This is a genomic window from Paraburkholderia sp. PREW-6R, assembly GCF_039621805.1.
In the GTDB taxonomy this organism is placed as follows: domain Bacteria; phylum Pseudomonadota; class Gammaproteobacteria; order Burkholderiales; family Burkholderiaceae; genus Paraburkholderia.
This window is the reverse complement of the sequence record NZ_CP155073.1, coordinates 925879-938410: the sequence shown is the minus strand read 5'-3', so window position 1 is coordinate 938410 and position 12532 is coordinate 925879. Positions and strand designations below refer to the sequence as shown.

Below are 12532 nucleotides of genomic sequence, written 5' to 3'. Positions count from 1 at the left end.
TGTCGCCCGCTTTTCCGCCAGAATTCCGTTTGAACGGATCGCCATGGGCAAGTGTCCATACTGCTTCAGGCGATCCGCCATAGAATAGAAGCATCCGGCAGCGTTCTCCAGCCGATTCGCCGGAACCGGGTGGAAGACGCTGTAGCGTGACTCGCGGCCACCGGCAGTTTTACGGTGGCGACCTCATTTCTCCTGAACCACGGCGCACGCGCGCCTTGAAGGCTCGAACATGACAACCGCACTCGATCAACTCAAGCAATACACCACCGTCGTCGCCGATACCGGCGACTTCCAGCAGCTTGCGCAGTACAAGCCGCAGGACGCGACCACCAATCCGTCGCTGATTCTGAAAGCGGTGCAGAAAGACGACTACAAGCCGCTGCTCGAAAAAACGGTCAAGGCGCATGCGTCGAAGCCGGTCGGCGAGATCATCGACCAGTTGCTGATCGCGTTCGGCACGGAAATCCTCAAGATCATTCCGGGCCGCGTGTCGACCGAAGTCGACGCCCGCCTCTCGTTCGACACCGAAGCGTCGATCGCCAAAGGTCGCGAATTGATCGATCTGTACAAGGAACATGGGATCGGCCGCGAGCGCGTGCTGATCAAGCTGGCATCCACGTGGGAAGGCATCCGCGCGGCGGAAGTGCTTCAGAAAGAAGGTATCCACTGCAACATGACACTGCTGTTCTCGCTCGCGCAGGCCGCCGCCTGCGCCGAAGCCGGCGCGCAGCTGATTTCGCCGTTCGTCGGCCGGATCTACGACTGGTACAAGAAGAACGCCGGCAGCGCGTGGGACGAAGCGAAAGACGGCGGCGCCAACGATCCGGGCGTCAAGTCGGTGCAACGAATCTATGCGTACTACAAGAAGTTTGGCTACAAGACCGAGGTGATGGGCGCGAGCTTCCGCACGCCGGGGCAGATTCTGGAACTGGCCGGCTGCGACCTGCTGACCATCAGCCCGGATCTGCTGCAGAAGTTGCAGGACAGCACCGAGAAAGTCGAGCGCAAGCTGTCGCCGGACATGGCGAAAGACGCGGACATCGAGCGCGTGCCAGTGGACGAATCGTCGTTCCGCTTCCTCGTCAACGATGAAGCAATGGCAACCGAAAAGCTGGCTGAAGGTATCCGCGCGTTTGCTGCGGACGCCGTCAAGCTCGAAAAACTGATCGACGCGCTGCGTTAACTACGCCAGCCCGCACGCCAGCCTGCACGTTCATCCGCGCGGGGTGTTTCGCCCGGCCTGCGCGCTGTGCGATAACGCGGGGCGGCCGGAACGTTCGCTGCATGCGCGGCCCTGAGCCTGTCCGGTTCGGGGCCGCGTGCCGTTTACACCGCGCTTTCCGCTTCTGCGCAGGCCTAGCCGTCTATCCTCACGACGAGAACAAGTCGCAAGCGCTTCCCGACCGGCAACTACCATCCACTGAAGACGCACCGCGCGATGCCGTCGCGTAGAGCGTTGCGGCGCGGACAAACTGAACGCTACGCCCTCATCAACATGCGCGAATGACGCTCGATATTCCATTTCGGCTCGGTTTCGAGCAGTAATTCGCGCAGCCGCTCCACCTGTTCGGCAAGCCGCTGACCCAGCCAGTACGGGCCCTGCAAATCAGGCGGCAAGTCGTACGCCGCGCTCTGTTTCACTTCTGCCAGCGGCGACACCGCCGGAATGCCGAAATGCGTTGCCCGGCCAAAACGCAAACCGCGCGCCATCGCCAGCAAAATAGTGCGCACCGCGCGCACCTCGACGCCGCACTTGAGCGCATAGGAGGCTCGCGCGGTCGCGTCCGCGCGCATCAGCGGGCCGGTGGCAAGCAATTCCAGCGAACTCAGTATCGAGCGGTGCAGCCGCTGGATTTCCTCGAGACGTGATTGCGGCACGCCAATTTCCTTCGCGACCGAAGGCATCAGCGAACGCAATTGCACGAGCCGCCGGTTGATGTCGAGGAAGTGCTTGACCTGCTCTTCCTCGCTGATCGTCTCGCCCTGAATCAGCCGCGTGTAGATGCGTGCACATTCCCGCAGATTGGCCGCCAGTCCATATCGCCACGAGTAGGTGGCGTGCAGCGGCAACGCGAAGGAGAACGCCAGCGCGATCACAATGCCGATCAGCACATTCAGCGTACGCCATAGTCCGACGTCGATCAGATTATCGCCGTGGCCGGCCACGATGCACATGGTGATGGCCGTCAGCAGCCCGATATAGCCCGACGACCCGATCGCGAACCACGCGCAGATGCCCGCGACAATCGACATCAGCACATAGGTGAGCGGCAGCGAACCCGTCAGATTCTGCAGCACGATCAGCGCCAGACCGATCGACGCGCCAAGCAGCGTGCCCGCGGCCCGCTCGGCCGCTTTCTTGCGAATATTGCCGTGATGCTGCAGGCCGCCGATCACCACCAGTAAAGTCACCGACGACCAGATACCGTGCGGAATGTCGATGCCGGTGGTCGCGAGAATCGACACCAGCATTGCGAGGCTCACGCGCAAACTGTGCAGCAGTTTCGCGTGGCGGTAGCGATAGTACGGCGAGGTGACCGCCCGGATCATGCGGCTAATGACCGGCCGACGGCCGATCACGGTGCGGGATTCAGTAGAAGCCATGGCGGCGCGCGCGGAACGTTTCGAGAGGCGGTTCCGCTATCCTGCCCTGGACTGCCCCAGAAACACAAACGCCCGCGAACTTCCATTCGCGGGCGCTGCATGACGATTCAGACCGGATCGCTCTCGGCGACGCTCAGCTTTCGACCACGTCCAGATAGTCTTCCGGGCTCGTGCGGTCTACCGCGCGCTGCATGCCGGTCATGCGCACCAGCAGGCTCACCACCACCGACACCACCAGATTCACGATCAGCGACCACACCGCTGCGTAACCCGGAATCGCCATGCCGAACAGATGGATCACGAAGATCGAGCCGGCCAGTTTCAGCGAAATCGCCATCCATGTGCCCGTTGCAATCCCTACGGCCCAGCCGATCAGCAAACCACGATAGTCCAGCACGCGCGTGTACAGACCCAGCACGATAGCCGGCAACGTCTGGATGATCCAGATGCCCCCCAGCAACTGCAACTGGATCGCATACGTGAGCGGCAAGCCCAGGATGAACGCCACCGCGCCAACCTTCACGATCAGCGAAACCAGCTTGGCGACGTTGGTCTCCTGGTCGTGCGACATATTGCGGTTGATGAATTCCTTGTGGATGTTGCGCGTGTACAGGTTCGCCGCCGCAATCGACATGATCGCCGCCGGCACCAGCGCGCCGATGCCGATTGCCGCGAACGCCACGCCGACGAACCACGACGGGAAGAAGTGCAGGAACAGCGCCGGCACCGCGAAGTTCGGGCCGAAGGCCTTGAAGTACGGCGCGAACTCCGGCATATCTTTCACGCCCGAAGCCAGCGCCATGAAGCCGAGCAGCGCGAGCAGGCCGAGCACGAGCGAATAGGCCGGCAGCATGGCCATGTTGCGGCGGATCGTATTGCCGGATTTCGATGACAGCACCGCCGTGATCGAATGCGGATAAAGGAACAACGCGAGCGCCGACCCTACCGCGAGCGTCGCGTACGCACTATAGCCGTTCAGGCTCGATACGTCCGGCGCCTTGAGCAGCAGCTTGGCCGGCGGCACCACGCCGAAAATATGGCCGAAGCCGCCCAGTTGCGGCGGAATCACGATGATCGCCGCAAAGATCGTGATGTAGATCAGGATGTCCTTGACCACCGCGATCATGGCCGGCGCGCGCAGGCCCGACGTGTACGTGTAGGCCGCGAGAATGGCGAACGCGATGATCAGCGGCAGATCGCCGACGAAGCCCTTGGTGTCGAAACCCAGTGCGCCGATCACCACTTCGATCCCCACCAGCTGCAACGCGATATACGGCATGGTCGCGACGATACCGGTCACCGCGATGGCCAGCGCGAGCATCCGGCTGCCGTAGCGCGCGGACACGAAGTCGGCGGATGTCACGTACCCCTGACGTTTCGCGATGCTCCACAGTTTCGGGAACACCACGAATGCGAACGGATAGATCAGGATCGTGTAAGGCAGCGCGAAGAAACCCGTTGCGCCCGCACCGAATACCAGCGCCGGCACCGCGATGAAGGTGTACGCGGTGTACAGGTCGCCGCCTAGCAGGAACCAGGTGACGATGGTGCCGAAGCGCCGGCCGCCGAGACCCCACTCTTCCAGATGGGCAAGATCGCCGCGCCGCCAGTGCGCCGCGATGAAGCCGAGAATCGTGACGCCGATGAAAAACAGTACGAAAACGAAAGTTGCGGTGGCGTTCATTATCGTGCGCCCCCTTGCGGACGGCCCGTGGAGCGCGCCTTGGTCTTGAAGTACACGAGCGCCGTGATAACCGCGCTGATCAGCACCCACAGCAGCTGATACCAGTAGAAGAACGGAAAATCGAACAGCTGCGGTTCGACCTTGTTGTAGGACGGCACCCAGATCATTGCGATCCAGGGCAACAGCAGCAACCACAGCCAGTGCTTGCTGGCTTTGTTCGCGTCGGCGTCGTGAGCCATGACGTCTCCTCTTCCCTATTCTTGATTGTTGGCCCGCGTGTTGACGGGTGGTGAACTCCGCTGCGGGGGGTTGCCCCACGGACGGCCGCCCCGCAGCTGCCTGCGGGCGCCCCGAAAGCTTCGAAAGAGTATAGGAGCCGCAAACGTGCGGTCAAGCAGGGACGACCCGAGGCGCGACGGCACTTCGCGGCCCGTCCATTCTGGTGCGCGAGGACGCGCGGCGCGGTATCGGAGGAGCCGCGGACAGGCGGCGTAACGGATGGCTTACGGGTTTGCGCGTTGCAGTCCGTCTCGACGGGACGCGGACATGGACTGCAATGCGAGGCGGACGCAGAGGACCCGCGTCGCGCGGACGCAACGGCCGAAGGGCGGCGGTCGGCGGTCGGCGGTCGGCGGTGTTGGCGCAACGCGCGGGCCTGGTGCGCCGCCGGTTTGTTCAAATTTGGACCGCCCGCGCCCGCCCGGCTGCCCGAACGATCAGATCGAGAATGAAGCGCCGGTCTGTCCGGTCGACTCCCGCAAGCCCTTGATCCATTTGCGCGCCGGCAAGCCGAGCTCCGCTTCGATCAGCTTCGCGCGCGCCTGCAGCGACGCGAACGGCACATTGAGCACCGGACCGGAGAACGCAATCGCGATGCGGTTGCCGTCGTGCACTTCCGGCAGCGCGACCACGCGGCCGTCGAACGCTTCGTTCAGGCGCTTCATATTGCGCACGAAGCTCGGATGATCGCCGAAGAGATTCACTGTGACCACGCCCGCATCGGTCAGACACGCACGCACTGCGCGATAGAAACTCACGCTATCGAGCACCGGGCCGCGCGCGGTCGCGTCGTACACGTCGATCTGCAACGCGCCGATCGTGCCGTGATTCGCACGGTCGTTGACGAAGTCCCATGCATCGGTTTCGTGGACGGTCAGGCGCGCGTCGTCGTGCGGCAGTTCGAACATCGTGCGCGCGGCCACCACGACGGCCGGGTTCACCTCCACCGCCTCGACCTTCGCGCGCTTCAGGAAGCGGTACGCAAACTTGGTCAGCGCCGCCGCGCCGAGACCGAGCTGGACGATGCGCTTCGGCGTTTCGATGAAGAGCAGCCAGGCCATCATCTGCTGCGCGTATTCGAGTTCGATGTGATCCGGCTTGCGCAGACGCATTGCGCCCTGCACCCATTCCGTGCCGAAGTGCAGGAAGCGCACACCGCCTTCTTCGGAAAACGTAACCGGTGCGAAACGCGGTTTGCGCGGCGCTTCGATTTGCGGCGCGTCGTGCAGGTCGTCGTCGTGCAACGAACGCTTTTTGTTGCGCATTGCTTTTTGTTTGCCGCCGACGCCATCAGCGTCGCGCTTGCGGAAAGCACGCGCTTCAGCGGAAGCGCGTTTGATCAGGGTGGTCATGTGAGGATGTCGCGCCACAGGCGCAATTTTTGGTCGAACGAGAGCATAGCATTCGCGGGACTCGACGAAGGCAACACGAGGGTCACGTAGCCCGCCTCGCCGATCACCGGCGCGAAGCGGCCCGCCGTCTTGCCGTTGAAGCACACTTTCCTGAGCAAGGGCGCGTGCTCACGCAGCGAAGCGAAGTCATTGGGCTGGGCATTGCGGATCGCGGAGTCGAGACTGCCTACCCGGTGACATGCGTCGAGCACGTCCCAGATCCCGATGCCGTGCGCAAGCACGCGTTCGAGCCGCGCGTCGTACGGCAGCTCGTGCAGTGATGTTTCGCCGAGCACCGCGCCGAGCAGCCGCCAGAACTGGTTGCGTGGATGCGCGTAATACTGCATCGCGGCGAGCGACGCTTCACCGGGAAAACTGCCCAGAATCAGCGTGTGCGTATTGGCCGCGACGACCGGGGGAAAGCCTCGCAGCATCAGTGGCTCCGCTCGTCGGAAGTACGCGCTGATGGGTGCGCGCGCGAGACAGTACGTTCCAGCGCACGCCCCTGCTCGCGCGAGCGGGCATGCGCGGCTGGCGTGGCTTGCGTATTCGATAACGCGAGATGCGCCCACAGCGCCGGCAACATGCATTCGGTGACCATCAACGGCTCGCCGTCACGCTCGAACACCGAACGGCGCGCGAGCAGCGAGTGCGGCACGCGGGGCATTGGCTGTGCGTGTACCGCTTGTACCGCTTGTGTGCCGATGGCACGCGCGGCCAGACGATACAACGGATGCCGCGCGGTGAGCTTCCGGCTCACCAGCGACGAGCGCCTCACGCTGCGATCGCTATACAGCAGTTCGGCTAGCGGCCGCGTACGCAACCGGCGAGTGGCCTGCCAGACGCCGACGCTCGCGGCGAGCGGCGCGACACTGTGTGCGGCGATAAACGGCACGCCGTCCACGGACAGCACCACTTCCCGCAACCACACCGGCGCACGCGGCGCGAGGCCGAGCGCGGCGTGCTCATCGGACCAGGGCAGCGCGACGCCTTCATGCGTGACACGCACCGCGACCACGCCGAGCGTGCGCAAATGCGCAGTCAGCGAACCACCTCGGGTCAGCCAGTCTTTTTGCGCGGCGCTCAGGCCGGGTGAAGGCGCGACGCGCCAGTGCGCGTCGGCGGCATCGAAACGAATGGACATGGTGTCGGATTATAGCGGCGCGAATGCCGATGTCCGCCGCGCCGCGCACGCTGCGCGGCGATTCCGGCGACGGGCACGCGCGTGTCGCAACGCGAGACGCGCGGCACGGGTTTCGGACAGTTCCGATTCACCCGTTCCGTCGGCACACGTTAAAAACCTTCGTGCCTCACTTCGCTTCACGTTAATACGCGTTGCTTCAGGTTGCTTTACACATGCGGCCGCTCAGCTCGGTCAAGAAGACCGCCATCAACGAATCAGTCAAAACAGGAGAAAAAAACATGAAGACATTTTTGCATGCCGGCGTGTGCGCACTGTCCGCAGTGCTCATGGCCGGTTGCACGGCGCCATTGAATCGCGAGACGGAAATGTCATTGAACAAGGCGGTCGGCATTGAAGTGACGCCACGCGCAGACGGCGTGTCGGTCAAGCTGCCCGAAAGCGCGCTGTTCGACTTCGCCCGGTCCGACGTGCGCGCCGACGCCAACCCGGTGCTCGATCGCTCGGCCGTGCTGCTCAAGCGCAGCAAAAAGCCGATTCTGGTCGAGGGCTATACCGACAACGTCGGCACGCTCGACTACAACCAGCAGTTGTCCGAAGCACGCGCCGTCGCGGTCGGGTACGCGTTGGTGGCGCGCGGCGTGGCACTGGAGCGGATTCGGACCAAGGGCAACGCATTCAACGATCCCGTCGCGAGCAACGAGACCCCCGAAGGCCGCGCGCTGAACCGGCGTACCGAGATCGTCGTGCGAGGGGAGACGATGGATACGCTGATGGGCGTGAAGTAGGCGTTAACGCGGCGCGTGGAATCGTCCGGCCCGCTTATGCCGTGCCGCCGGTTGCTTCCAGCTCCTTGAGTTTCGTCACCACGCGTTGCACCACTGGCGTCCATGTGCCTGGCTCCGGCTGCCGGAACAGACGCACGGAGTCGTACCAGGGTTGTGCTTCCGCGTTGCCCCACGACCAGTGCGACACGTGATCGAGCAGCGCGAACACCGGGCGGCCCAGCGCGCCGCCGAGATGCAGCGGCGCGCTGTCGATCGTCACGAGCGCGTCCAGCGCGGCGAGATGGGCGGCGACGTCGGCAAAACCCGCGTCGTACTGCGCGGTCAGATCGCAGATGCGATGGCCTCGCGCGACCAGCGCCGCGACGTCGGCGCCGCGCCCGGGCGTGAGCGGATGAAATGCGACATCGGGCAATCGGAACAAAGGCTCGAGCGCGGCAAGCGGAATAGACCGTTTCGCATCCCGCCGATGCGTCGGGCTGCCGCACCAGACGAGGCCAACACTTAGTCTCGCGTTCGGTGCGCTTGCGCGAACGCGCTCCCGCCACTTGCCGACGAGTAACGCGTCGGCCTGCAGATACGCGCCGCCGCGCACCTGCTCCGGCAGCAAGCCCAGCACGAGCGGCATGCTCATCATCGGCAGCACGAAGTCGGCAAAAGCGAGCGACGTCGCCTCGATTGCCACGCAATCGGCGTAAAACGACACGAACAACGGCTGCAACGCACGACGCACCGCCAGCACCAGGCGGCCGCCTTCGGCCCGAACGCGCGCCGCGAGTTGCGGCACGAAGCGGACCATATGAATGTCGTCGCCACACCCCTGTTCGCTGTGCACGACCAGCGTCTTGCCCGCGAGCGGCTCGCCTCGCCAGCGCGGCCCTACACGCGCCATCACGCTGACGACGTTATTTTGCTCGCGGTCGTCCCGCGCGAGGCGGGCTTCGAAACGCGGCCACGCGAGCGCCCATGCGCCGCGCCGCAGTTCGAGATCGGCCAGATCGACGGCCGCCTGAGTCGCGGAAGGATCGATGGCGAGCGCCGCGTGCAATACCGCCTCGCTTTGCGCGTAGCGCCCCTGCTCACCCAGATACATACCGATCGCCGCCATCACCTGAGCGTTGCCGGGCGCGAGCGTGTCGACGGCGCGCATGGTCGCTTCGGCCGCGGCCGCGTCGTTGCATTGCCACTGCGCGTGACTGAGCTGCCAGGCCATCTCGGCGTCGGCGGGATCGCGTGCGAGCGCTTCGCGGCATAGGCGCTCGACCGCCCGCCAATCGCGAATTTCGCGCAAAGCCAACGCCAGTTGCAACGGCAGCGCGGCGTCTACCGACGGGTCGAGCGCGTATGCGCGCATGAGCGCGGCGCGCCGCTCGGTTTGCGCCTGGGCCGGGGTCCGGCCTTGCGTTAACCCCGGTGCGGCGCGCGCCGCCGCAAGCGAGATTGCCAGCCACCACGGCGCGCGCGCATCGTTCGGCACCTGCCGCTCATAGGCCCGCAGCATGTGAACCGCCGCCGAATGCGCACCGCAACGATTGCTCAACCAGACGATCCATTCGAGCGACGCCGCGTGCGACTGCATGGAGACGGCCAGTTCACTATGGCGCGCGGCGGCGTCGGTGTGGCCAAGCGCGTCGGCAAACAGCGCAAGCCGTGCGTGGCGGGCGCCGTTCGCCGACGCATCCGCCTGCGACGCGCTGTGATAAGCCGCCTCGAAGCGTCCCGCGCTCGCACATAAGTCCGCATGCAATTGCGACGTCTCGCCAGCAGCCGCCAGGGCGGCGGCGCATTGGACGGCGGCCTCGATACCTTCGTCGCGCAGAATGGACCAAAGCCGGTGAATGGAGTCGGCAGGCGGGGTGACGGCACCGCGCCCAGGCGGCGCCGTCGACGAGGACGCTGCGGCTCGGGCAGCCGGCGTTGTCAGTATGAAATCGGACATGGAAGAGTTGGACATACCCGGGACAATTCGCGAACGCCGGCAGCTAGATTACCGATGAACGATTAATCGCGTGCGGCACGAACAATAACCGACTTAAAGAACAGTTTTAATTCTTTAAGTCTCCGAATTTAAACCGTAGAAGCATAAGATAATGCCCCGCTTTTACATCTCATAAACCAATCTCAATTTATCGTCGTTGAAAATTTTTAGTTAGTTAACCATAATTATTTTCACTCGACGGCATGAAATGTCCTAACTGTCGAGCAGATCGGCAGCAAACCGGCTGCCACTCCTAAACAACATCCACGGCAAAAACCATTCACAGGCATCAGGGAGCCCATTTTGATCAGCATGAATCCGAAGGAAACGTCCGACCGCATTGCCCATCTGGCGTCGATCGTCTTGAGGCGTCAGGGCGCTACGCACCTGGAAAAGGAACTCGCTGGCTCAGCGCTGTCGCAGCACCACACGTTGAAACAGACCAGCGCGGCAATCGGCAGTCTCGCCGCCAAAGTGCTCGGCGACCACGCGTCATGCTTCGAGGCAAAGGAACTGGCCGGCAGCGTACTCGCGCAAGTACGTCGCCTGCATGGAGTCGTACCCAGCCGCTAAAGCATCGCGCTGACAGGCCCGGCGTTGCAGTCGTCATGCCGGGCCAAGGAAGCGGGTTACGCGGCAAACCGTGCGCGTAAAAAAAGCGCTGCCGCGGCAGCGCTTTTTCACAGTCTGATTTCAACACTCAGCCGAACGCGCGAAGCCCGCGCATTCGCACCGTCAAGCTTCGTTCGTACGTGCGAGCAACAGCGCATTGGTACGCTTCACGAAGCTGGCCGGATCTTCGAGCGCGCCACCTTCGGCGAGCAGAGCCTGATCGAACAGCAGGTGGCACCAGTCGTCGAAGTTCGCGCTGTCTGCGTGCAGGCCTTTCACCAGCGCGTGCTCCGGATTCACTTCCAGAATCGGGTGGAACGACGGCGCCTGCTGGCCCGCGGCCTTCAGCATGCGTTGCAGATAGCCGCTCATTTCGCCCTCGTCGGCCACGAGGCACGACGGCGAATCCGTGAGGCGGAAGGTCAGGCGCACGTCTTTGGCCTTGTCTTTCAAAGACTCTTTCATCTTTTCGACGAGCGGCTTGAACTCTTCGCCCACCTTCTCCTGCGCCTGCTTTTCCTCGTCGTTCAGCGCACCGAGGTCCAGGTCGCCCCGCGCCACGCTTTGCAACGGCTTGCCCTCGAACTCGGTCAGGAACGACAGCGCCCATTCGTCCACGCGATCGGTCAGCAGCAGCACTTCCACACCCTTCTTGCGGAACACTTCGAGGTGCGGGCTGTGCGTGGCGGCTTGCCAGGTGTCGGCGGTCACGTAGTAGATCTTCGACTGCTCAGGCTTCATCCGCGCGACGTAGTCGGCAAGCGATACGGTCTGCTCCGGCGTGTCCGTATGCGTCGACGAGAAACGCAGCAGCTTTGCGATACGGTCGCGATTGGCAAAGTCTTCACCGATGCCTTCCTTCAGCACCTGGCCGAATTCCTTCCAGAAACCGGCGTACTTCTCGCGGTCGGCTTCGTTATCCGAGTTCGCCAGATCTTCCAGCATGGACAGCGAACGCTTGGTCACACCTTCTCGGATCGCCCTCACATCACGGCTTTCCTGCAGGATTTCGCGCGACACGTTCAGCGGCAGATCGCTCGAATCCACCACGCCCTTGACGAAACGCAGATAGGTGGGGAGCAACTGCTCGGCGTCGTCCATGATGAACACGCGCTTCACGTACAGCTTGAGGCCGCCGCGATGATCGCGGTTCCACAAGTCGAACGGTGCGTGCGTAGGCACGTACAGCAGTTGCGTGTACTCGCTGCGGCCTTCCACGCGGTTATGGGTCCACGTGAGCGGGTCCTGGTGGTCGTGCGCGAGGTGCTGGTAAAACTGCTTGTACTGCTCTTCGGTAATGTCGTTCTTCGACCGCGTCCACAGCGCACTTGCCTGGTTGACGGTCTCGTCTTCGTCCTTCGTGACCATCGCGCTCTTTTCAGCGTCCCACTCTTCCTTCTGCATCAGGATGGGCAGCGCGACGTGGTCCGAGTACTTCTGGATGATCGACTTCAGGCGGTTCGCCGACAGCAGTTCGTCTTCGTCGGCACGCAGATGCAGCGTGATCGAGGTGCCGCGCGCAGCACGTTCGATCTGCTCGACGGCGAAGTCGCCCTCGCCCGCGCTTTCCCAGCGCACGCCTTCGGACGCCGGCAGACCGGCGCGGCGCGTCTCGACGGTGATTTTGTCAGCGACGATAAAGCCCGAGTAAAAGCCCACGCCGAACTGTCCGATCAGCGCCGCGTCTTTCTGCTGGTCGCCGGAGAGCTTGCCGAAAAATTCCTTGGTGCCCGAGCGGGCGATCGTGCCGAGGTTGGCGATCGCCTCGTCGCGGCTCATGCCGATGCCGTTGTCTTCTATCGTCACGGTGCGGGCGGCTTTGTCGTAAGACACGCGAATCCGCAGATTCGGGTCGTTTTCGTACAGCGCGCTATTTTCGATCGCTTCGAAACGCAGCTTGTCCGCGGCGTCGGACGCGTTCGAAATCAGCTCGCGCAGAAAGATTTCCTTGTTGCTGTACAGCGAATGGATCATCAGGTGCAGAAGCTGTTTCACTTCTGCCTGAAAGCTCATGGTTTCTTGTGCCATGGTCGGACTTCCTCTCGGTTCTCTGTTGCG

At 63.3% G+C, this 12532-nt stretch carries 11 protein-coding genes; 3 read left to right on the top strand and 8 right to left on the bottom strand.

The window, feature by feature from the left end:
- Positions 1–229: 229 nt before the first annotated feature.
- Positions 230–1183 (top strand): transaldolase, encoded by a 954-nt coding sequence (tal, locus tag AAGS40_RS04090; RefSeq protein WP_345813354.1) that lies wholly within the window; start codon positions 230–232, stop codon positions 1181–1183.
- 296 nt (positions 1184–1479) lie between these two features.
- Here the strand turns inward: tal and AAGS40_RS04085 are convergent, their stop codons facing one another.
- The 6 genes from AAGS40_RS04085 to AAGS40_RS04060 form a co-directional block, all read right to left on the bottom strand.
- Complete coding sequence (locus tag AAGS40_RS04085; protein WP_345813352.1) at positions 1480–2604, bottom strand: FUSC family protein; 1125 nt, start codon at positions 2602–2604, stop codon at positions 1480–1482.
- A 133-nt stretch (positions 2605–2737) separates the two neighbouring features.
- Positions 2738–4288 (bottom strand): sodium:solute symporter, encoded by a 1551-nt coding sequence (locus AAGS40_RS04080; RefSeq protein WP_345813351.1) that lies wholly within the window; start codon positions 4286–4288, stop codon positions 2738–2740.
- A complete protein-coding gene (locus AAGS40_RS04075) occupies positions 4288–4527 on the bottom strand; it encodes a DUF3311 domain-containing protein (RefSeq protein WP_345813350.1) in 240 nt (79 codons plus the stop codon). Before AAGS40_RS04075 ends, AAGS40_RS04080 begins: the two co-directional genes overlap by 1 nt.
- Before the next feature lie 477 nt (positions 4528–5004).
- On the bottom strand, positions 5005–5919 hold the full coding sequence (locus AAGS40_RS04070) for a spermidine synthase (RefSeq protein WP_345813348.1): 915 nt from the start codon (positions 5917–5919) through the stop codon (positions 5005–5007).
- Positions 5916–6392 (bottom strand): DNA-deoxyinosine glycosylase, encoded by a 477-nt coding sequence (locus tag AAGS40_RS04065; RefSeq protein WP_345813346.1) that lies wholly within the window; start codon positions 6390–6392, stop codon positions 5916–5918. The genes AAGS40_RS04070 and AAGS40_RS04065 overlap by 4 nt, the downstream gene beginning before the upstream one ends.
- A complete protein-coding gene (locus tag AAGS40_RS04060; protein WP_345813344.1) occupies positions 6392–7102 on the bottom strand; it encodes a chorismate lyase in 711 nt (236 codons plus the stop codon). Before AAGS40_RS04060 ends, AAGS40_RS04065 begins: the two co-directional genes overlap by 1 nt.
- 278 nt (positions 7103–7380) lie before the next feature.
- On the opposite strand from AAGS40_RS04060, the gene AAGS40_RS04055 reads away from it, so the two are divergent.
- The gene (locus tag AAGS40_RS04055; protein ID WP_345813343.1) at positions 7381–7887 is read left to right on the top strand and encodes an OmpA family protein; all 507 of its coding nucleotides are present in this window, start codon (positions 7381–7383) and stop codon (positions 7885–7887) included.
- Between the two features lie 34 nt (positions 7888–7921).
- On the opposite strand, the gene AAGS40_RS04050 is transcribed toward AAGS40_RS04055, so the two are convergent.
- Entirely contained in the window at positions 7922–9823 is a 1902-nt protein-coding gene (locus tag AAGS40_RS04050) for a glycosyltransferase family 9 protein (protein WP_345813341.1), read from the bottom strand.
- A 351-nt stretch (positions 9824–10174) separates the two neighbouring features.
- Here AAGS40_RS04050 and AAGS40_RS04045 point away from each other — a divergent pair, with 351 nt between their 5' ends.
- Positions 10175–10435, top strand: a complete 261-nt coding sequence (locus AAGS40_RS04045; protein ID WP_345814250.1) for a hypothetical protein — start codon at positions 10175–10177, stop codon at positions 10433–10435.
- Between the two features lie 162 nt (positions 10436–10597).
- Here the strand turns inward: AAGS40_RS04045 and htpG are convergent, their stop codons facing one another.
- Positions 10598–12502 carry a molecular chaperone HtpG gene (htpG, locus tag AAGS40_RS04040; RefSeq protein ID WP_345813339.1) on the bottom strand — a complete coding sequence of 635 codons (1905 nt, stop codon included), beginning with the start codon at positions 12500–12502 and terminating at the stop codon, positions 10598–10600.
- Positions 12503–12532: the final 30 nt, after the last annotated feature.

What these genes read in the sequence shown, in the direction of transcription:
- tal (WP_345813354.1), top strand. Translation starts at nt 230, where the DNA reads ATGACAACCGCACTCGATCAACTCAAGCAATACACCACCGTCGTCGCC.
- AAGS40_RS04085 (WP_345813352.1), bottom strand. Translation starts at nt 2,604, where the DNA reads ATGGCTTCTACTGAATCCCGCACCGTGATCGGCCGTCGGCCGGTCATT.
- AAGS40_RS04080 (WP_345813351.1), bottom strand. Translation starts at nt 4,288, where the DNA reads ATGAACGCCACCGCAACTTTCGTTTTCGTACTGTTTTTCATCGGCGTC.
- AAGS40_RS04075 (WP_345813350.1), bottom strand. Translation starts at nt 4,527, where the DNA reads ATGGCTCACGACGCCGACGCGAACAAAGCCAGCAAGCACTGGCTGTGG.
- AAGS40_RS04070 (WP_345813348.1), bottom strand. Translation starts at nt 5,919, where the DNA reads ATGACCACCCTGATCAAACGCGCTTCCGCTGAAGCGCGTGCTTTCCGC.
- AAGS40_RS04065 (WP_345813346.1), bottom strand. Translation starts at nt 6,392, where the DNA reads ATGCTGCGAGGCTTTCCCCCGGTCGTCGCGGCCAATACGCACACGCTG.
- AAGS40_RS04060 (WP_345813344.1), bottom strand. Translation starts at nt 7,102, where the DNA reads ATGTCCATTCGTTTCGATGCCGCCGACGCGCACTGGCGCGTCGCGCCT.
- AAGS40_RS04055 (WP_345813343.1), top strand. Translation starts at nt 7,381, where the DNA reads ATGAAGACATTTTTGCATGCCGGCGTGTGCGCACTGTCCGCAGTGCTC.
- AAGS40_RS04050 (WP_345813341.1), bottom strand. Translation starts at nt 9,823, where the DNA reads ATGTCCGATTTCATACTGACAACGCCGGCTGCCCGAGCCGCAGCGTCC.
- AAGS40_RS04045 (WP_345814250.1), top strand. Translation starts at nt 10,175, where the DNA reads ATGAATCCGAAGGAAACGTCCGACCGCATTGCCCATCTGGCGTCGATC.
- htpG (WP_345813339.1), bottom strand. Translation starts at nt 12,502, where the DNA reads ATGGCACAAGAAACCATGAGCTTTCAGGCAGAAGTGAAACAGCTTCTG.